Annotated in this window: 20 protein-coding genes; 13 read left to right on the forward strand and 7 right to left on the reverse strand. The window is 52.1% G+C overall.

Annotation, left to right across the window (positions count from 1 at the left end; translation table 11 throughout):
• Nucleotides 1-122: 122 nt before the first annotated feature.
• The 5 genes from JWF83_RS05550 to JWF83_RS05570 all read left to right on the forward strand — a co-directional run bounded on the left by JWF83_RS05550 (nt 123) and on the right by JWF83_RS05570 (nt 4,936).
• A complete protein-coding gene (locus JWF83_RS05550) occupies nt 123-797 on the forward strand; it encodes a GntR family transcriptional regulator (RefSeq protein ID WP_413649208.1) in 675 nt (224 codons plus the stop codon).
• Nucleotides 798-864: 67 nt separating this feature from the next.
• Entirely contained in the window at nt 865-1,644 is a 780-nt protein-coding gene (locus tag JWF83_RS05555; protein WP_413649209.1) for an SDR family oxidoreductase, read from the forward strand.
• Between the two features lie 22 nt (nt 1,645-1,666).
• Nucleotides 1,667-2,800 carry a pyridoxal phosphate-dependent aminotransferase gene (locus tag JWF83_RS05560; RefSeq protein ID WP_413649210.1) on the forward strand — a complete coding sequence of 378 codons (1,134 nt, stop codon included), beginning with the start codon at nt 1,667-1,669 and terminating at the stop codon, nt 2,798-2,800.
• 9 nt (nt 2,801-2,809) lie between these two features.
• Nucleotides 2,810-3,688, forward strand: coding sequence for an alpha/beta fold hydrolase (locus tag JWF83_RS05565; RefSeq protein ID WP_413649211.1), 879 nt, complete (start codon nt 2,810-2,812; stop codon nt 3,686-3,688).
• Between the two features lie 9 nt (nt 3,689-3,697).
• A complete protein-coding gene (locus JWF83_RS05570; RefSeq protein ID WP_413649212.1) occupies nt 3,698-4,936 on the forward strand; it encodes a M20 family metallo-hydrolase in 1,239 nt (412 codons plus the stop codon).
• Nucleotides 4,937-4,960: 24 nt separating this feature from the next.
• Here JWF83_RS05570 and JWF83_RS05575 read toward each other — a convergent pair whose 3' ends face one another.
• Nucleotides 4,961-6,445, reverse strand: coding sequence for a PLP-dependent aminotransferase family protein (locus JWF83_RS05575; RefSeq protein ID WP_413649213.1), 1,485 nt, complete (start codon nt 6,443-6,445; stop codon nt 4,961-4,963).
• A gap of 105 nt (nt 6,446-6,550) precedes the next feature.
• On the opposite strand from JWF83_RS05575, the gene JWF83_RS05580 reads away from it, so the two are divergent.
• Nucleotides 6,551-7,207 (forward strand): FMN-binding negative transcriptional regulator, encoded by a 657-nt coding sequence (locus JWF83_RS05580; protein ID WP_413649214.1) that lies wholly within the window; start codon nt 6,551-6,553, stop codon nt 7,205-7,207.
• A 32-nt stretch (nt 7,208-7,239) separates the two neighbouring features.
• Here JWF83_RS05580 and JWF83_RS05585 read toward each other — a convergent pair whose 3' ends face one another.
• From JWF83_RS05585 to JWF83_RS05595, 3 genes are all read right to left on the reverse strand, one after another.
• The gene (locus tag JWF83_RS05585; protein WP_413649215.1) at nt 7,240-7,575 is read right to left on the reverse strand and encodes an SMR family transporter; all 336 of its coding nucleotides are present in this window, start codon (nt 7,573-7,575) and stop codon (nt 7,240-7,242) included.
• Nucleotides 7,576-7,768: 193 nt separating this feature from the next.
• Entirely contained in the window at nt 7,769-8,302 is a 534-nt protein-coding gene (locus tag JWF83_RS05590; RefSeq protein ID WP_413649216.1) for a rhodanese family protein, read from the reverse strand.
• 9 nt (nt 8,303-8,311) lie between these two features.
• Nucleotides 8,312-8,620 carry an ArsR/SmtB family transcription factor gene (locus JWF83_RS05595; protein ID WP_413649217.1) on the reverse strand — a complete coding sequence of 103 codons (309 nt, stop codon included), beginning with the start codon at nt 8,618-8,620 and terminating at the stop codon, nt 8,312-8,314.
• Between the two features lie 243 nt (nt 8,621-8,863).
• On the opposite strand from JWF83_RS05595, the gene JWF83_RS05600 reads away from it, so the two are divergent.
• The 5 genes from JWF83_RS05600 to JWF83_RS05620 all read left to right on the forward strand — a co-directional run bounded on the left by JWF83_RS05600 (nt 8,864) and on the right by JWF83_RS05620 (nt 15,527).
• Nucleotides 8,864-10,300, forward strand: coding sequence for a glycoside hydrolase family 1 protein (locus JWF83_RS05600; RefSeq protein ID WP_413649218.1), 1,437 nt, complete (start codon nt 8,864-8,866; stop codon nt 10,298-10,300).
• 1,482 nt (nt 10,301-11,782) lie between these two features.
• Entirely contained in the window at nt 11,783-11,944 is a 162-nt protein-coding gene (locus JWF83_RS05605) for a hypothetical protein (protein ID WP_413649219.1), read from the forward strand.
• 946 nt (nt 11,945-12,890) lie between these two features.
• A complete protein-coding gene (locus tag JWF83_RS05610) occupies nt 12,891-14,324 on the forward strand; it encodes an AMP-binding protein (RefSeq protein WP_413649220.1) in 1,434 nt (477 codons plus the stop codon).
• Nucleotides 14,325-14,409: 85 nt separating this feature from the next.
• On the forward strand, nt 14,410-15,216 hold the full coding sequence (locus JWF83_RS05615; protein ID WP_413649221.1) for an SDR family oxidoreductase: 807 nt from the start codon (nt 14,410-14,412) through the stop codon (nt 15,214-15,216).
• Complete coding sequence (locus JWF83_RS05620; RefSeq protein ID WP_413649222.1) at nt 15,213-15,527, forward strand: hypothetical protein; 315 nt, start codon at nt 15,213-15,215, stop codon at nt 15,525-15,527. Before JWF83_RS05615 ends, JWF83_RS05620 begins: the two co-directional genes overlap by 4 nt.
• Nucleotides 15,528-16,059: 532 nt before the next feature.
• Here JWF83_RS05620 and JWF83_RS05625 read toward each other — a convergent pair.
• Together JWF83_RS05625 and JWF83_RS05630 are read right to left on the reverse strand one after the other, a co-directional pair.
• Nucleotides 16,060-16,374, reverse strand: coding sequence for a PTS sugar transporter subunit IIB (locus tag JWF83_RS05625; protein ID WP_413649223.1), 315 nt, complete (start codon nt 16,372-16,374; stop codon nt 16,060-16,062).
• Nucleotides 16,375-16,508: 134 nt separating this feature from the next.
• Nucleotides 16,509-17,405, reverse strand: a complete 897-nt coding sequence (locus JWF83_RS05630) for a LysR family transcriptional regulator (protein ID WP_413649224.1) — start codon at nt 17,403-17,405, stop codon at nt 16,509-16,511.
• Between the two features lie 105 nt (nt 17,406-17,510).
• On the opposite strand from JWF83_RS05630, the gene JWF83_RS05635 reads away from it, so the two are divergent.
• Together JWF83_RS05635 and satP are read left to right on the forward strand one after the other, a co-directional pair.
• Nucleotides 17,511-18,140, forward strand: coding sequence for an NADPH-dependent F420 reductase (locus JWF83_RS05635; RefSeq protein WP_413649436.1), 630 nt, complete (start codon nt 17,511-17,513; stop codon nt 18,138-18,140).
• 536 nt (nt 18,141-18,676) lie between these two features.
• Nucleotides 18,677-19,243 carry an acetate uptake transporter gene (gene satP, locus JWF83_RS05640; RefSeq protein WP_413649225.1) on the forward strand — a complete coding sequence of 189 codons (567 nt, stop codon included), beginning with the start codon at nt 18,677-18,679 and terminating at the stop codon, nt 19,241-19,243.
• A gap of 124 nt (nt 19,244-19,367) precedes the next feature.
• Here satP and JWF83_RS05645 read toward each other — a convergent pair whose 3' ends face one another.
• Complete coding sequence (locus tag JWF83_RS05645) at nt 19,368-20,219, reverse strand: PA4780 family RIO1-like protein kinase (RefSeq protein WP_413649226.1); 852 nt, start codon at nt 20,217-20,219, stop codon at nt 19,368-19,370.
• Nucleotides 20,220-20,385: the final 166 nt, after the last annotated feature.

Below are 20,385 nucleotides of genomic sequence, written 5' to 3' on the forward strand. Positions count from 1 at the left end.
ATAAAATTTTGGATATCAATTCCGCTGCAGGTAGAGCTAATAAACGAAATTATGTATACCTTAAACGTAATAAGGTATGCAAAATGATTCATAACAGTGCAAATTAACGGGCAACAAGCACCATGAGTGAGCAAAAAAACCTCAGTCGCACCGCTGGCACATCACTGTCCGACGGATTGAAGACAGTGCTGGAGAAGGAGATTGCCAGCGGTACACTGGAGCCGGGCAAGCGGCTGGATGAGAAAGAGATTGCGGCACGCTTTGACGTGTCGCGTACCCCGGTACGTGAGGCGTTTCGCCTGCTGGCTGCTGAAGGACTGGTGGATCTTAATGGCCGTCACGGGGTGATGGTCAGAGCGCTGTCAGTGAATACTCTACTGGAGATGTTCCAGGTGATGGCTGAGCTGGAAGGCTTATGTGCCCGACTGGCGGCACGGCGTATTTCGCCGGATAAATTGCAGCAGCTACAACAGGTTCACCAGCAGATGGCGGACTGCGGCCCGACGATTTCTCCGCTGGCCTTCTATGAAATGAACCTCACTTTTCATGAGCTAATCTACAGCATTGCCCGTAATGAATTTCTCGCAGACGAAACCAGAACGTTGCGTAATCGCGTTGGGGTTTATCGTCGTCGAGTTACCTTTCACCCGGATCGTGTTGCTAAAACCATTGAAGAACATGGTGAAATTATTAATGCCATCGCGCGAAACGATGCCGAAGCTGCTCATGTTGCCATGCGTAAACATCTGACGCTGTTGGGGGATGACCTGGTCGATTTTATCGCCGGTTTCTCATAATTCTGCTAACTGCGGTCTCCTGGTATGCAAATTGCTAGATCATGTATACATAACAAAGGAGACCACAATGAAACTCAACCTGACGGGGAAAATTGCACTGATCACTGGTGCATCAAAAGGAATTGGTGAAGCCACCGCACGGGTGCTGGCAGCAGAAGGCTGCCATCTGCATCTCGCGGCGAGAAATGGCGAGGCAATGCGTGAATTACAGCGCAACCTGATCGCTGAATATGGTGTGGCTGTTAGCGTGCATGAAAAAGATCTCTCTGTGACCTCTGCTATGGAGGAGCTGGCTGCGGCGGTGGGAGCGATCGATATTCTGATTAATAACGCCGGTGATATCCCAGCCGGATCGCTGGAGGTAGTTGACGATCTCTCCTGGCGCGCCGGCTTTGACCTGAAGGTATTTGGCTATATCACTCTGTGCCGCCTCTATTATCCACAGATGAAGCAGCGCGGCGGGGTGATTATCAACGTGATCGGCAACTCCGGCGAGAATTGGGACGCCAGTTATATTGCCGGCAGTACCGGCAACGCGGCGCTGATGTCATTTACCCGTGCGCTCGGCGGCCGGAGCCTGGATGACGGCATCCGGGTGATTGGTATTAATCCTGGTCCGGTGGCAACCGACCGTATGCTGAAAATCATGAAGCGTAAAGCAATTGATATGCTGGGCGACGAAACGCGCTGGCAGGAGCTATTCGCCTGCTATCCGGCAGGGCGTCCGGCCACCGCCGAAGAGGTTGCGGACCTGGTGGCGTTTATGAGCTCAGAAAAAGCAGGCTACATAAGTGGCACCAATATTACTATCGACGGCGGCATTGCTGCTCGTGGTTCGGTGATTTGAAACTGACCAGTTGAGGTGCCATATGTCCGATATTTTTACCCGCAACGCCTGGTTTGACACGCTGTTTGCTACTGATGGTCTGTACTGGATGGGCCAGAACACCAACCACTTGCCGCCGCATCCACAGGTGCTGGCCGCGCTGAACCAGTCTGTTGCCGCTGCGGAATTTAATGCCTATGCGCCCCCACTGGGGTTTGAGTCATTGCGCAAGGCAATTATCGATGATGTTGGTTTGCCTGGTGTGCAAGCGATGGTGACCGATGGTGGGGTGAATGCGCTGTCGATGATTTGCCGCGCCCGCTGTCGCCCCGCGACGACTTTTGTCACCACCGACCCGAGCTGGAAATGGCCGTGCCAGTTTGCTGAACAGATGGGCGCCAGGGTGATACAGATCCCCATCTGGCGTGCGGAGACCCACTACCGTCTGACTGCGGAGGCTCTGGCTGCTGCGGTGGATGACGATACCGCCATTATCTACCTGGTTGATCCCAACAACCCGTTGGGAATTAGTTACAGTCAGCAGGAGTTGGCGGAATTTATTGATATTGCCCGCCGCCACAATGCACTACTGGTACATGACTGTACCTACCGTGATTTTGCGCCAGAACATGTCGCGGCGCTGGGGCTGGATCAGCGTCATGTGGTGATGTCGGTGAGCTTCTCCAAATGGTTGGGACTGGCCGGGCTGCGTGTGGGCGCGTTGATTGCGGCGCCGGAATTATTGCGCGAACTGGCGCCGTTTAATTCCGGGGTGCTGGGAGCCAGCGTGATTGCACAGCGCGCGGCAGAAGCCGGGCTGAAAGTGAAACCGGAATGGATGGAGACCCTGCGTGCTGTCGATGCGCGCAATAAAGAACGCATTGCGTCAGCGGTCGCCAGGATCCCCGGGCTTTCGCTACCCGTATTTCCTTCCGCGGGCAACTTTCTGGTGATTGAAGTGCAGCAGGCGGGTATTCGCCCGGAAGCGCTGGTGGAGTGCTATCTGCGTCAGGGCATTCAGATACGTCAGGGGGTTTACCATACTGCGACCTTTGGCGATCGCTTTATCAAGGTCAGCACTTCAGTGCCGGAAGCCTGGGCAGATAAGTTCAGCACACTGCTGCCGGAGATGGTGGCGCAGGCCCGTCAGCTGACTGATTTCCGTCAGCCTTTCTAGGAGATGCCGATGTTTATAACCACTGATGACAATATTCAGCTCTATGTTGAAAGCTATGGCGACGGGACACCGTTGCTGTTTATTCATGAATTTGGCGGTAATTATGATAGCTGGCAACCGCAAATCCATTATTTCAGCCGTCGTTACCGCTGTATTACCTATGCTGCGCGTGGCTATCCACCGTCTTCAGTCCCGCAGCAGCTGGACGCTTACTCCCAGCAGCGAGCAGTGCTGGATGCACTGGCGGTGCTGGATGGCCTTGGAATTGAAAAAGCCCATATTATCGGCCTGTCGATGGGTGGTTTTGCCACTCTGCATTTCGGCATTATGGCACCGCAGCGTGCGCTGTCACTGACTATTGCCGGTGCCGGTTATGGCTGTGAGCCGGAGAGTGAAGATTATTTTCGCCAGGTTTCGCTGCAGGTTGCGGACAATTTCGCCAGTCAGGGAGCTAAACAGTTCGCCTGCGTCTATGCTCTCGGAGCCAGCCGGGTGCAGTTCCAGAATAAAGATCCGCTTGGCTGGCAGCGCTTTGCCAGCCGTCTGGCTGAGCATGACTCACTGGGAGCCGCACTGACTATGCGCGGAGTGCAGGCGCGCCGTCCGGCATTTTATCAGTTGGAGGCGCAAATTCGTCAGTTGATGTTGCCGACGCTGGTAATGGTGGGAGATGAAGATGATCATTGCCTGCAACCTGGGCTGTATCTGAAAAAGCATCTGCCCGCCGCCGGACTGGCGATCCTGCCCAAAACCGGGCATACGCTGAATCTGGAAGAGCCCGCCCTGTTTAATCAGGTGCTGACCGAGTTTCTCTGTCAGGTAGAGCAGGGAAGCTGGCAGGTTCGCGATGCGCGGGCAAATCCGGCGCAAATTATGCGCACTGAGTAAGGAGCGGGCATGAAGATTAATGCGGCGCGCTTGTGGCAACGACTAATGGCAATTGCGGCAGATGGCGCGATTGAGGGTGGAGGCGTGAATCGCCAGGCACTCAGTGCAGAGGAGTTTGCCGCGTGGCGGCGCGTGTTGGACTGGGCAGCAGAGAGCGGATTTGAGGTCTGTAGCGATGCGGTGGGGAATCTGTTTATTATCCTGCCGGGTGTTGATCGCCACGCTGCGCCGCTGCTGTTGGGCAGCCATCTTGACAGTCAGCCAACCGGCGGACGTTTCGATGGGGTTTACGGTGTGTTGGCGGCACTTGAGGTTCTCACCAGCTTGCAGGAGAACGCTATCCGGCCGACCTGTGATCTGATCGCGGTCTCCTGGATGAACGAAGAGGGATCGCGTTTTGCGCCCGGTATGATGGGATCGGCCTGGTTTGCCGGCCAGCGTGAGCTGGCAGCCATCCGAGCCTGCCATGATGCAGATGGCATCAGTGTTGGTGAAGCGCTGGATCGGTTACATCAGGTATTTCCATTGCCACGCTATGCTTATTCGCAGTCGCCTGCGGCCTATTTTGAACTACACATTGAACAGGCGCCTCTGCTGGAGCAGGCAAACTGTCCAATTGGCGTGGTCAGCGGAATCCAGGGTAAACATACCTGGCAGGTGGAGATTCGCGGTGAGAGCGGTCATGCCGGAACGGTAGCGATGGACACCCGGCGCGATGCGCTACAGGCATTCACCGTCCTCGCGGGTAAGCTTTATCAGCAGATCGGTCAGTATGATGACCGGGTGATGTTTACTATTGGCTGGCTGGAGATGGAGCCGAATGCGCCTTCGGTCATACCGCAGCGGGTGGCTTTCCGTGTCGATCTGCGCCATCCCGATGCTGCAGTATTAGCCCGACTTGCCACACTGACCGCAACGCTGATTCAGCAGCATTCATTCTGCGAAGTCAGCCTGACGCCACTCAGTGCTGCTGCCCCCAATACTTTTGACAGCGGTTTGCAGCAGCAGATTACTGACTCTGCCGCGGGGCTGAATGTTGCCAGCATGCCGGTTCTGTCTGCGGCGGGTCATGATGCGCGCTATCTGGCTACGCTGTGTCCGACTGCGATGATATTTATTCCCTGCCGTGATGGTGTCAGTCATGCGGTCAGCGAATGGGCTGAACCGGAACATGTGGCGGCTGGGGCGGCTGTGCTGCTGGCTACTCTGCTGTCATGCCGGTTACCAGGCTGGCAATTATTCCGATAAAGGGGCGGTTATCGCTGGTGGTGGTCAGGCTATCCGGCTGACTGCCACTAACGCCAGGTAAAGCTGCTGAACGGCATTTTCTATCTGTTGATCGCTAAAGCCACCCAGACCCAGTATCAGACCAGACCGGGCATTACCGGCGCCATACATCGGCGACACCGCGCGCAGCGAAACACCACGCTGGCCGGCTTCGCGCGCCACCAGACGATCATCCAGCGCAGCATTCAGCCATAACACCATATGCATGCCCTGGTCGCAGGGTTGCAGCCGCGCCAGCGCCGGCGGGATAGTGCGCCTAATCGCATTGATCAGCACCTCGCGTCGATCGGCATACACCGTGCGCATACGGCGGATATGCCGATCCAGATGTCCTTCAGCCATAAAACTGGCCAGCACATATTGATCGGCGCTGGGAGGATGACGATCCATCAACTGCCTTGCGCCACAAAAGGCATCGACCAGCCGATCGGGAACAATAGCGTAACCGAGGCGCAACGAGGGGAACAGGATCTTACTGAAAGTCCCCAGATAGACCACCCTTACCGGATCCAGCCCCTGCAGCGAAGGAAACGGGTGCCCGGCGTAGCGCAATTCACTGTCGTAATCATCTTCCACCACCCACGCCCGTTGTTCTCTGGCCCATGCCAGTAATGCCGTACGGCGCGCCATACTCATCGGCATTCCAAGCGGATACTGATGTGACGGGGTGACAAATGCCGCGCGGGCATTTTCCGCCAGACGACGTCCGGCTTCGACGTCAATCCCCTCTGCATCGACCGGCACTCTGATCATCTGCTTGTCACGGCAGGCAGTGGCAAATATGGCGGTGATCCCCGAATAGGCCGGATCTTCCACCCAAACCGCTTCACCGGCATCTGGCAGAATTTGCGCTGCCAGATAAAGCCCCTGCTGAGTACCGGCAGTGATAATCACCTGGTCGGGTGTGCAGTGTACGGAACGTGATTTACGCACATATTCAGCAATCACTTCGCGCAGTGGCCGGGCGCCCTGGGGATCGCCATAGCCGGAGGGGGCGCCCGGCCCGCGGGCACGAATGCGATTGCCCAGCCGGCGCCAGACGTCATCAGGTGCAGTGCTGCCGGCCGGCACCGATACGGCGAAAGGCACCGCCGGCAGGGTGGTGAACTGGCTGCCTGCGCGGGAAAATGCCTCAGCCTGACGCGACAGCGGCATGCTTTCACCGGCGGCGGGTTTTGCCGCTGGTTGTGTATTTACGTTTAACGATGGCGCCACACGCGTGCCGGAACCCGGCTGCGAGACAAAAAAACCTTCAGCGACCAGCTGTTCAAATGCCTCAATAACGGTGCCCCGGGCCAGCTGCAGTGCGCCAGCCAGCACGCGCGTGGAGGGTAACAGATCGCCTGCCTTTAACTCGCCCTTGCCGATGGCTTTACGCAGCGCCTGCGCCAGCTGACGGCTGAGATGACCGGCAGCGCGGTCCAGTTCACCTATCGCCGGGATTTCGACAATTTTGGCTTTTCTAGGCATCGATTGTGGCTCATTGATAAACCATTAAAGTGGTTCTGTATTGTAAACCACTAAAGCGTTACTTTGACATGCAACGCTGTTATTTTCTGCTGAGCCGGAGCCACTATGTATCTGCCACATCACTTTAACGAGTCGCGCACGCAGATTCTGCACGATGTTATTGAGCAATTCCCGCTGGGGATGCTGATCACGCAAAGTCACGGCGTACTGGATGCGGTGCATCTGCCTTTTGCGTTACAGCGGGAGCAGGGGGCGTCAGGCACCCTGCATGCCCATGTTGCCCGGGCCAATCCGTTATGGCAAAACGCCCGCGACCGGGAAGAGGTGTTGGTGGTTTTCCGCGCCGGTGATGCCTATATCTCCCCCAACTGGTACCCGAGTAAGCAGGAGCATCACAAACAGGTACCCACCTGGAATTACCGCGTGGTCCACGCACGCGGCAGGATTATCATTCATGATGATGAGCGCTATGTGCGGAAACTGGTGGCGCGACTGACGCGCCAGCATGAAGCCGGGCAACCGCAGCCGTGGAAAATGGCCGATGCGCCGAAGGCATATATTGACAGTCTGGTGCAGGCTATCGTTGGTATTGAAATCCCCATCAGTGAACTGCAGGGGAAAATGAAGCTGGGGCAGAATAAAGCGGCCACGGATATCAGCGCGGCAGGCGGGCAGTTGATTACACAAGGAGAGCGGACCCTCGGTGAGGCGATGATAGCGGCGCTGAAATCCGCTGAGAGCAGCAACCCGACGCCGGAGTAATCCTCAACCTCACCGGTATCCGGCTCACGCCATCAGTGCTGCATGGTTTTAGAAAAAACGTTCACGATAATCACGCCGACCATAATAAAGCTGATGCCAATAATGCCTGCAAGGTCAATCTTCTGGCCGTTCAGCAGCCATGCGGCCAGCGAAATCAGCACAATACCGACCCCTGACCAGATAGCGTAAGCAATACCGGTCGGAATATGCTGCAGAGTCAGGGAGAGGCAATAGAAGGCCACGCCATAACATGCCAGCGTGGCCAGAGCATAGACGGGGCGGGTAAAACCGGCGGAGTATTTCAGTAATGTGGTGCCAACAACTTCAAACACGATGGCAATAAATAGCTGCAGATAGATGATTTTCATGTGGCAAGCCTGAGATAAATAAAAGTATCAGGGAAGGGGGTAGCCGTAGCGTTAAAAAACGACCAGCCCTGGATTGCCGCATGATAACCATCCACTTTTAATTAGTCAGCATATTAATAAAAATTAAACAGATTGGTTTATTAACCGTTGTGCCGCTTAAAATAAATAATTAGTACCCTTAAAGGCTGGAGTATTAATCATGCCCTTTACCGTTCCAGGGCATTTTCGCCAGCAACAGCGCCATGCCACACCAGCCACTTAGCCCGGCAAAAACCAGACCGGCGCCGACAAAAGCGGAAATCAGAAAGAAACCCGGATGCGCCAGATATCCCAGCAGTACGCCAAGTAAAACCAGGGAGCCCGCGGTTATCTGGACCTGACGCATCAGCGGCAACGGCTGATTTTTATTGCTGACCACCGGCAGGCCGCTCTTTTTCCAGCTGTTAAGCCCCCCTTCAAGCAGATACACCGTTGCCGGGGTAGCCGCGGCAGCCAGTTGCTGCGCATATTGTGAAGAGCGCATCCCTGACTGGCAGTGAAAAATAATCTTATCCGCGGCGGGATATAAACCGGTGAGTTTCCCCTGCTCAATCTCTGACAGCGGCAGTAGCGTCGCCGCGGCGATATGTTCGCGCCGGTATTCGGCAGTATCGCGGATATCAATTAATGGTATAGCCTGGTCGATAAGTTGCTGTGCTGCTGTCGGCGAAATACGCTTTATTTTCATCGCGGAACCTTATGGGCAATATATTTGCTTCAGGGTGCTGATAATTTGCCGCACCCCGTGGTCATTTATCGAATAGTTAATCCGTTGTGCAGCTCTGACCTTCCTCACCAGTCCCTCTTCATACATTCTGGCAAGGTGCTGTGAGGTGGCTGAAGGGCTGAGGCCACATGCCTGCACTAACTCTCCGGCGCTGGTGCCTGGTGAATCCACCAGCATGCAGAGAATGAGCAGGCGGTGAGGGTTACTCATCGCTTTAAGCAACCTGGCTGCCCGATCGGCGCTGGCCTGCAGGGCCTGTAAATCAGTTTCTGCTGTCATTTATTAATTAAGTATTATCTAAATTTAGATAACTCTAAACTAATGGCGCGCCGGATGCATCTGTTTTCTCTGTCGCCGGGGGTTATTTATCATAACGGAAAGTAACTTCTATATTGAAAACAGAAAGTTGCCGACTGTGCCGGGATCTGATTGTGGTGATTTAAACTTTTCGCATACACTCCTGAAAGCCTGAGCGCGCGGCCGTCGTTTATCTTTAATTGTTCACAACAGGAGTAGGGGTCAATGAGTAATAAGTTTCCTCAGCATTTCTTATGGGGCGGTGCGACCGCCGCCAACCAGGTCGAAGGGGCATATAAGGAAGAGGGTAAAGGACTGTCGATTGCTGATGCCTTTCCCGGTGGGAAGCAACGCTTAAAAATCGTCGCTTCCCCTGACTTTGACTTTACCGTCGACCCGAGCCGGTACACCTACCCCAATCATAAAGGCATTGACCACTACCACCGCTTTAAAGAAGACATTGCGCTGTTCGCTGAAATGGGCTTCAGGTGTTACCGTTTTTCCATTGCCTGGACACGTATTTATCCGAACGGTGTTGAGCTGACGCCAAATGAGGCTGGCCTGGCCCATTATCAACAGGTGATTGATGAATGCCTGGCGCACGGCATTGAGCCGGTGATTACTATCTCCCATTATGAGATGCCGCTGAAACTGGCCAGCGAATACGGTGGCTGGAAAAACCGCCAGCTGGTGGATTGCTTTGAGCGTTTTGCCCGTACGGTGATTGAACGCTTTGGAAAGCAGGTCAAATACTGGATGACCTTTAACGAAATTAACAGCGCGGTTCATTTTCCGATTATGAGCCAGGGCCTAACGGTAAAAACCGGTGCGCTGGATGCGCAGGCTAAATTCCAGGCCTGGCACAATCAGTTTGTCGCCAGCAGCAAAGCGGTCAAAATTGCCCACGAGTTTAATCCGCAGATCCAGATTGGCTGCATGATTATCTATGCCACCACCTATGGCTACGACTGCAATCCGCTGAATCAGCTGAAAGCGCTGCAGGACAATCAGGCGTTTAACCTTTACTGTGCCGATGTGCAGGTTGGTGGTAAGTATCCCTACTACGCCAATAGCCTGTGGAAAAAGCTGGGGGTGGAATTAGTCATTGAGCCTGGCGACCTGGAGCTGTTCGCGCAGCATACCGTCGACTATGTTGGTTTTAGCTACTATATGTCGTCGACAGTCAATGAAACCAACCCGGATGCCGGCAGTACCGAAGGTAATCTGCTGGGCGGCGTGCGCAACCCGTTCCTTGAAGCCAGCGACTGGGGGTGGGAAATTGACCCGACCGGCCTGCGGATTGCCCTGAATCAGCTATATGACCGTTATCAGAAACCGCTGTTTATTGTGGAAAACGGTCTGGGCGCTATCGATAAACCGGATGAAAACTATTTCATCGCAGATGATTACCGCATTAACTACCTGCGTAAACATATTGAAGCGATGGCCGATGCCATCGCCGACGGCGTTGAGCTGATGGGCTACACGCCATGGGGCTGTATTGACGTGGTCAGCATGTCGACTGGCGAGATGTCCAAACGCTACGGTTTTATCTATGTCGATCTGGATGACACCCTCTCCGGTAGCGGCAATCGCTATAAGAAAAAATCATTTAGCTGGTATCAGCGCGTGATTGCCACCAACGGCCAGGATCTCGGCTAACTCCCCGCCGCCTGCCGGAGAACGGCAACCATCAGGGTTGCTGCTCTCCGGCGGCGTAATTTTTTATTCCGCCGGTTATTATGCAATGGCGTACCTGGGTTAAGCGAAAAAACCGGCGGCATCCGCGCTTTTCTGGTTTAATAAAAATGGATTTTTTACGGAAAAAATCAATTATTTCATCTGGATAAAATTTAATCACCATGCTAACTATATTACTGGTGGTGTAAACTGTGACGCTGGTTTGATTTTTATTTTAAATATATTGGCTGGTTGATAGTGAAATTAAGCTTATCTTAATTTTCTACTGTTATATTATTTTCCATGGGGTGCCTTTCAGGCTTCATCATCATTTAAATATACTCAATTGCGTGCTGGCGCAATCGGTCCTGAATGTTTCCGATAAGGAATTTTATTCAGGGCCGTTTTCTTTTTTTTATCTCCTGATCTTCCCCCGGCTCTTCCTGTGAAACTTGTCGCGTTAAAATAATCAATTAATTTATAACGGTGTTAATTGTCACCTGGGTTACTTTTTATTTCTCTTCTGCTGAATAAACTGTGATGGCGGTAGTGGTTTGTCAGGGTAATTATTTCTTAAATATCACCGAAGTTAAGGTTGCCTTAATTTTTGCCGGTTATATTAGCGTTAACGAAATGGCAGTAGAAGTTGAAAGTATCTGTACCCTTTGGATTGACTGCTGGTGCAATTGGTTCTGAATGTTTCGTTAGTGATTATTATTCAGGATAGCATTTTGGTTAAACTTCCTTCATGTAGCAGGTGGCGGTTTTTCTGAATAGCCGGTTTTTTGTTATAAAACCCATCCCTCACCAGGGGACTAATGCGTTACCCATTGATATATATAACAATATAAAGATATAAAAATTATTTCTCTCAATATCAGAAGTTATTTGCAATAACCCATCCCTTGCCAGGGGAAAGTAAAGTTTTTAGTCAGAAATGTGGAAGTGGAAGTGGAAGTGGAAGTGGAAGTGGAAGTGTGATGTCCGTGTGAGTTTTGTCGCTTATTTATCTCCTCTTGATGACATGTGTTGAAATCCGCCCTGAACGTTTCAGATGAAATGTTCAGGGCTTTTTTATGTGCTCTACCTCCGCGGCCAGCGACCGATTGCCGCTCATCAGCCTGATCCCGCCGCCAGCTGCTGTGCCGGGCGCAGAGCGGCTGGCGTGAGGCTGTTACTATGAACCGGGCGTCATTTTAACCTCATCGCTCATTAGTTGTTTTTTTCAGATTTAAGCGAAAAAAACACCTTCAGGGTCACCGTTTTTTCCTTACGCAAAATTTTAAATTCCCCCGGGAAATATCAACCATTTCATCGTGATAAATTTTAATTACTTTGCTAACTATATTTATAGCCCTTCAGATTGTGAGGTTTGTCGGCTTTTTATGGTGAAAATGACACTTTTATGACGAAAAATTAAGGTTGGCTTAATTTTGCACTGTTATATTGATTTCCATGGAATGTATGTCAGGTTTCATCGCTTTAATTGATTGCGTGCTGGCGCAAGCAGCTCTGAATGCTTCTGGACAGGAAAATTATTCAGGGCTGTTTTATTTTTTTTATAATTTTAACTTCCACCGGAAAGCGGGCGGAGGTTTTTCTGCATGCCAAAAAAATAATTGGTAAGCGGCTTAATCATCACCAGGGTTACTTTTGTTTTTTTATTGCCAGATTGAAAATGTGATGCTGGTTCTGGTTTACCTGAAAAATAATAACGTAATTTTACTGAAGTTAAGGTTGGCTTAATTTTCACTTGTTATCTTAGCTACAACGGAATGGCAGTATGACTTGATAATCTTATTTATACCCTTTTGATTGCTCACTGGTGCAATCGCTCCTGAATGTTTCGTTAGTGACTATTATTCAGGATAGTGTTTTAGTTAAGCTTCCTCCATGTAGCAGGTGGCGGTTTTTCTGAAGACCAGATTTTGTTGGAAAAAATTAAATCCTCACCAGGGAATTAATTATTAGCTAGTGATGTATATAAAAATATTAAACTATAAAAACTATTTTTCTGCATGTCAGATGTTGTTTACAAAGAATCCTCACCAGGGAAACTTTAAAAATTATTAGTTAGTGATGTGTATATAACAATATAAAGCTGTAATAACCATTTTGATCAATACCAGGTATGCATTACAAAAAAATCCTCACCAGGGGAACATTAATTTCTTAGCACCTGATGTAGCTGTAACGATGTGAAAGTGTGATGTTGGTGTAGCTTTGGTTTTTTTATACTCTCTTGATAACCTGCTGACGCAATCTGCCCTGGATATTTCGGATAACCATGATTATCCAGGGCTTTTTTTTGCCCGCGATCGCCGCGGGATGATGAATTTCACCAGGTTAAAGTTAAACCCACACCTCCCACACTACATCCTGAACATTATCTCGCCACACCGCCGGAGCAGACGCTGCCGCACTTTTTTCACGCGCAGCGATTGCCACCGCAGATGGTCGGGGTTGGTAACTTTACCGCGGTTGATGGCGGGCCTCAGGCATTAAAACCGGTTGCTGCAACTGTTTGCTGCGCTTCCTGCTCTGGGCTGGTCACGGAATAAGGGGTCATATTATGTTGCTGGTTGCTCTTGAAACTCATATGCGCGAAACACCGCATGCGCCGGCATTAACCGGCGCGGATCGAACGCTGACCTGGCAACAACTGCATGATGCCGTGAACAGCACCGCCAGTGAATGGCAACAGAAGGGGATCCATCGTCTGGCGCTGGCGCTGGAGAATGGCCCGGAGTGGGTGATTGCCGATCTGGCCTGTCTGAAAGCCGGGATTGTGACGATCCCGGTACCTGATTTTTTTAGCCAGCAGCAGCTGGAGTGGTTACTGGAGAGCAGCGGGGCCGATGCACAGCTGGGGGGTTCACCGCAGCCCGGCTGGCGAACAGATAGCTGTGAACTGGGAACGCTGCGACGCCGCTTTCTGGCGCAGCCGCCGGCATTGCCCGCCGGCACGGCCAAAATTACCTTTACCTCCGGCACCACCGCTGCGCCAAAAGGTGTCTGCCTGAGTCGTTCCGGGATGACGCTGACTGCCCGGGCGCTGAGCAATAAAATCAACAATCTGGCGATTGCACGCCACCTGGTGACGCTGCCACTGGCCACGCTGATGGAAAATCTGTGCGGCGTATACGTCCCGCTGCTCCTTGGCGTCGAGATGGTGGTGTTACCGGCGGCACAGACTGGTTTTAATGGTTCTGGTCAGTTTGATACCGATGTGTTTCAGCAGGCGTTGCAGCAATGGCAGCCACAGAGTCTGGTACTGGTACCGGAACTGCTGCGAATGATGATGCTGATTGCTTCACGCTGCCCGCAAGCCGTGGCTGAGTTGCAATTTGTCGCCGTCGGCGGCGGCAAAATAGCACCGGCGTTATTGTTGTTTGCCCGCGCGCTTGGGTTGCCAATCTATGAAGGGTATGGCCTGGCAGAGTGTGGCTCAGTGGTGGCGATAAATACCCCTAATGATGATCTGCCGGGTAGCGTTGGGCGTCCATTACCGGGCATACAGCTTGCGCTGGGGGATAAAAATGAATTGCTGGTGAGCAGCAGTAGTCAGCTGCTGGGTTACCTCGGCGAAGCGCCGCACCACGGCGTTGTATGTACCGGCGATGCGGCCACTATTGATGAGCAGGGGTACTTACATATTACCGGGCGGATAAAAAATATTCAGGTTAATGCCTTTGGCCGCAACTTTTCACCTGAGTGGATTGAAGCAGAGGCGATGCTTTGCCCGGCGGTTATCCGCGTAGTGGTATTTGGTAACGGGCTGGTGACCAATGTTGCTCTGGTACACGCCCGTGCCGGCGAAGAAATGGTCGCGCGCGAGCAACTGCGCGTACTCTCCGCTCGATTACCGGATTATGCCGCGATCCCAACGCTGATCTTTACCGAGGGGATCTCGTCCGCAGAGTTGTTGACGGCGAATGGCCGCCCGCGTCGATCGGCAATCTATAAGCATTTTGGTCCACTGTTACAACGGGCCTCCGGGGAGTAAGTCATGCGTTTTTACCCACAACGACAAAAATATAGCGGCGCTGACAGCATTCACAGGCGGTTGGCAATCTGGCAGGAGTTGCACAATGAAACTGTTGCATAAAAATGTATTAATCACCGGCGCCAGCGGCGGGATTGGTCGTGCGCTGGCCATCGAGCTGGCGCGGCGCGGCGCCTGTGTGTTTCTTGCCGGACGTGATGAAGTGGGGCTGCGTTTGCTGCTCTCTTCGCTGAATAATCCTTCGCGTCACCGTGTATTGCTGTTTCGTGACTACAGCGACAGCGAAATTGCCATGCTGGCGGAAGAGCTTAGCGGTTCACAGCGTCTGGATATTCTGATTAATAACGCCGGGGTCAATAAATTTAGCTTGCTGGAGAGCCAGTCGGTTGAGGAGATCCGCGAGCAGATTCGCGTCAATGTGGAGTTGCCGATTCTGATTACCCGTCAGTTGCTGGGACGTTTTAACAGTAATGGCATGGTGGTTAATGTTGGTTCGGTGATGGGGGATATTGGCTACCCGGGTTACAGCGTTTACTGTGCCAGCAAGTTTGCTTTACGCGGTTTTAGTGAAGCGCTGGGGCGTGAACTGCATGGTCACGGTATTAAGGTGCTGTATACCGCGCCGCGCAGTACGCGAACCTCAATTAATTCACAGGCGGCGACCGCGATGAATCGTGCACTGGGTAACAGTACCGATACGCCGGAAGTGGTCGCGCTGGGGATTGTCAGGGCTATTGAAAAAGAGCACCTGCGCAGCCACTTTGGCTGGCCGGAACGTTTGTTTATCAAGATTAATGCGCTGTTTCCATGGCTGGTCGACAATGCCATCAGCCGTAAAGTGGCGATGATCCGCCGCTATGCTCGTCTGTCCGTCACCGGCGAGGCGAAATGAAACTTCTGCCGATCGCCGTTATTTTTGCTCCCGGGTGGCCATGCTGCCTGCTGGCGCAAAGCGCACCGCTGAATGAACTGCAAAAGCCGTGGGCCGTTTGCCAGTACCGTACCGCTGAGGTGAAACAGGATAACTGTTTTTCTTCGCTCAGCGGACTGGCGCAGCGTATTGACGGGCGGGAGGGTGATAAAACCCAGGCTCGCATTTATCTGCAGAAGGCATTACAGGCAGCTCCCCGTGCTGGCCTGGAGATTGCCGACCACGGACGACGTCAGGATATCCGGCGCGATCTGATTAAACTGCTAAATTAATCGTTTTATGCTTTCGGAGCAGCGAACGCCCCCGGTTCCCGGACCGATGCCCCGTCCCGCACCCGCTCCGCTCCGCACGCTACCGGCAACCCGGATAAATACACCTTGACCCCGGTACTGATTACGATCAAATATAAACCGTACAGTACGGTTTATTTATGAATAACATCATGTCGGAGGCCAGATGAAAAGTACGCTGTTATTGGGCTGTGTGGTTGCCGTTTTTATGCTGACCGGATGTGTTTCGCTGTTTTAAGTCAGCTTAACGGTCTGAAGATAAAGAGGGAGTAGAGCGGATGTCGATGAAAAAAGTTGTATTAACAATCAGTCTGGCGGCGGTTTTTCTTTTATCCGGCTGCCTGTCGATTGGTAGTCATATCTGAAGTGCCATTCAGCCAGCGGATGCCTGCCGCTGGCTGGCGTTTACTACCCGGCGGGCACACTACATTTCGCCGCCGGAACAGCGCTGACGCATCCCTGAGTGTTCACCGCAGAAGATTATTCAGATCATCAGAGCCGTTAAATACTGTCGTTATTCGGCAAGCTCCGCCATCTGTTCCACGGCAAATGTCAGGACTTTTTCCGCATCAATCCAGGCATAAGAGTAGCCATCGATGATCTCAATATGCTGTCCTTCTTTGATGGCTTTTTTTAATTCGCCCATTTTATATTGAATATGTGGAGCGACGAGGAAGCAATCGAATGCAGGCGCCACGCTGGCAAAGTTATCAATCCCGACTGCGCTGATCTGAATGTGATAGCCGCGCTCACTGGCTACTTTCTGCATTTTTTTCGCCAGGGCGGTAGCGGTATTGCCAAATATGCAACATATCAGTAACTTTTTCATAGGGATATCCTCCGGTAAGTTGCGGATACACTATTCCCGATATGAATAATAAAATGAGGCCTGCCTCTGGTTTTTGCGCGCGGTAAGAGCGGGAATAGCCGACCGTTTGCCGCTAATAATCACCACTTATTGAGTTAGCTGCCGGCAGCGAAACTTTTCCTCAGTGCATCAATAAAACATTGTACTTTGACCGTCTGTTTGCGCCCGGTGGGGACCAGCACATGCATCGGACGTGCCGGGCCTTCATAGCCGGGTAGCACCTGCACCAGACGCCCCTCATTAATTTCCTTGCGCAGCACGTCTTCCGGGCCGAGTGTCACGCCATATCCCTCAACTGCCGCATGCAACAGTGCCTTCCAGTCATTTGAGCGGAAGCGGCCTTCAGGTCTGACTTCTTCAGTTTTTCCCTGCTGCTGAAAAATCCAGCGGCACGGCATTGAGGGTGACCAGATGCCATACACCAGGCAGGCGTGGTGTTGCAGGTCGGCAGGCTTTTCCGGCAAACCATAGTGTGCAACATATGCCGGTGAAGCACATGCTATCAGCCGGTAAGGCTTTAGTGACCATGCCACCATTGAACTGTCCGCCAGTTCACCGATGCGGATAATCACTTCAAATCCTTCCTCGATAGGATCGACGATGCGGTCATTTAAGGTAAGTTCAACCTGGGTTTCCGGATAGCACCCCAGGTAATGGGTGATAAAAGGAGAAAGAACGTAGGATCCAAACGTCACCGGCGCATTGACTCTGATTATTCCCGAAGGGGTGGCATTCATCTCCAGAGCAATGGCATCGGCCGCTTCTGCTTCAGCAAGCACGATCCTGCAACGGTCGTAATAGCTGCGTCCGATGTCCGTCAGATTCTGGCGCCGGGTGGTGCGGTTAATTAACCTCGCGCCGAGGCGCGTTTCAAGCGCAGCAATATGTTTGGCGACCATTTGTGGCGATATCCGCAGCGCATCTGCTACCGCAGCAAAGGAACCGAGGTCAGCAGCCCTGACGAAGATTTGCATACTGGTCAGCCTGTCCATGATTCGCTCCATTTGGTTGTTTTTCTATGTGCTGTAAGACGATTTATCTTTGTTTTGTGGTTAATTAAGCTACTCCTGTTTTGATAATCCAGTAAGGAGTAAATGATGAAAATCGGTATCATTGGTGCCGGCTTTGTCGGCAGGGCGATTGCTAAGCTGGCCATCAGGTCGGGACACCAGGTTATGCTCAGTAATTCCCGCGGGCCACAGACTCTTTTCAGTCTCGGCCCGATGATTGGTTGTGAGACAGGTACAGCAACCGATGCGGCCAGATTTGGCGATATGGTTATTATCGCGGTTCCGCTTACTGCCATCGGGCAGTTGCCAAAAGAGCCACTGCAGGGAAAACAGGTAATTGATGCCGTCAATTACTACCCCGATCGGGACGGTATAGTAGAGGTCCTGGAGGCGCGGCAGACTACCACCAGTGAACTTCTCGCCAGCTATTTACCGGCAGCGAAGATCACCAAGGCATTTAATGCCATTCCGATGACACAACTTGAAAGTGATGGACTTCCCTCCGGCTCACCTGAACGACGGGCATTACCGCTTGCCGGTGATGATGCTCAGGGTAAAGATATTGCCAGCAGTCTGTATGAAGCATTTGGTTTTGATGCGCTTGATGCCGGTCCCCTCGCCGAGGGGTGGCGCTTTGAGCGCGGAATGCCCGCCTATTGTGTGCGGATGACCAAAGATCAACTGAAAACCGCGCTGAATAGTGCCGAACGCCGCTGAAATATATCCTGCCAGCTAACTGGCAGGATGGCGTCGACGGTATTTCCACTATCCCAACCGGGGGGCTATTTATGGCTCCCGTTCTGATTTTTCCCCTAAGCGGCACGACAAACGCCACGGCCTGAGCCGAAAAATAAGGCATTGCACCGTGGCGGCGGTGTTTCTGCCAGCGACTGCCTGTGCAGGATTTTAATGCCCATCACTCTCTTCAAAGCGACCATCAGCGCTTGCGCAGCACGCGGCATATTTACGTGGCGGATTTGGATGGCTTTTGCCCGGTTGGCGACAGAAACCAGACAAAGCGGGTTATTTTCCTGATTATCACTGGCCGATATTCGCGATCAGGCTTAATCAGCAGGGAGCCGGCCAGGCGGTAACGGCATCCATCAGCGGAGAAAGGATAAGATATCTTTAATTTCACCCTGCTTAGATCAAAGACGCTGCCGATAGCTCTGATTATGATTTCGCGCCCTGCCAGGGAAAGTTGGCGTGGGTTTAGCCATTTCAACATATTAATAATGATTTTTTGAGGACTTATGGGCAACACTAAGTTAGCTAATCCGGCTCCGCTGGGTCTGATGGGTTTTGGCATGACCACCATTCTGCTGAACCTGCACAACATCGGACTTTTCCCGATCGATAGCATTATCCTGGCGATGGGTATTTTCTACGGCGGTATTGCACAAATTTGCGCGGGACTGCTGGAATATAAAAAGGGCAATACCTTTGGTTTAACCGCCTTTACCTCTTACGGTAGCTTCTGGCTGACTCTGGTCGCCATTCTGCTGATGCCGAAACTGGGACTGGCAGAGGCGACAAACGCGCACTTCCTCGGTGTTTATCTCGGACTGTGGGGGGTGTTCACTCTGTTTATGTTCTTTGGCACCCTGGCAGCCAACCGCGCGCTGCAGTTCGTGTTCCTCAGCCTGAGCGTGCTGTTTGCCCTGCTGGCGATTGGCCATCTGGTGGATAATGAGAGCATCGTTCACGTTGCCGGCTGGATTGGTCTGGTCTGCGGCGCCAGCGCTATCTACCTGGCCATGGGTGAAGTGCTGAACGAGCAGTTCGGTCGCACAATTCTGCCCATTGGTGAAAAACACTAATTCCTTCCTTTGCTGCCTGCACATGCAGGCAACTCTTCTGCACTGCACGGGTGGTCACTGGCGATGCTCCGCTGGCTGGCCACTCCACACCGTGCGGATAGCCCGCCGGGGCGCTTTCCCGGTATTAATCATCGCGTTCTTTGCTTGCCCGCTGACGTTCGTAAAACTCGTCTTCCGCCGCAATGATTTCATCCATCAGTGAACCCATATCCACTTCATGAGCCTCTTCAACGAAGAGACCGGTTAGCGGTATTTCTGGTGTTAATTTTCCGTCTTCATATAACATCCAGATTTCTTTCGCATAGCGTGTTTGCAGTAATTGTGGCGCGAACTGGCCGTAGTAGGCGGTTATGTTATTCACATCACGTTCAAACATTGATTCCGCAAGGTTGTTGGCGGCGGCGTCTACCGCTTGTGGCAAGTCGATAATTACCGGTCCTTGCGCATCGAGCAGCACGTTAAACTCCGATAAATCACCATGGACAATGCCGACACACAACATGCGCACGATATTGCGGATCATCGTATCGAAATCAGCAACGGCCGTTTCTTCCGTCAGGATCACATCGCTAAGACGTGGAGCCACCGCGCCTTCTGCATCGGTGACCAGCTCCATCAATAACACACCGTCAACACAAATATAGGGTTGTGGCACGCGAACCCCGGCATTAGCCAGACGGAACAACGCATCGACCTCCGCCATTTGCCAGGACTCCTCTTGCTGCTTACGTCCGAACTTTGAGCCTTTTTGCATGGCACGGGTATTACGGCTATTGCGGACTTTACGCCCTTCCTGGTACTGCACGGCCTGCTTAAAGCTACGCTGCGTTGCTTCTTTGTAAACCTTGGCACAATGGATCTTGTCACCACATAAAACGGTGTAAACGTCTGCTTCTTTACCGCTTTTCAGTCGTTGAAGCACATCGTCGATCAGGCCATCATCGACCAGGGGCTGGATTCTGTTTGGGATTTTCATGCGGCTTTATACCTTATTTCAGCCGCTTTTCGTATCAATAACAAAGATGACGATACGGAAAAAATGGCAGGGTCCGAGTAAAGACTTCAATTTTACCAAAAAAAAATTGTTTTTGGATTTATCCTTCACATTGTTCACCTTTAATTATTTTTTATTTAAAACAATT

The organism is Pantoea sp. B65 (genome assembly GCF_047308185.1).
In the GTDB taxonomy this organism is placed as follows: Bacteria; Pseudomonadota; Gammaproteobacteria; order Enterobacterales; family Enterobacteriaceae; genus Erwinia.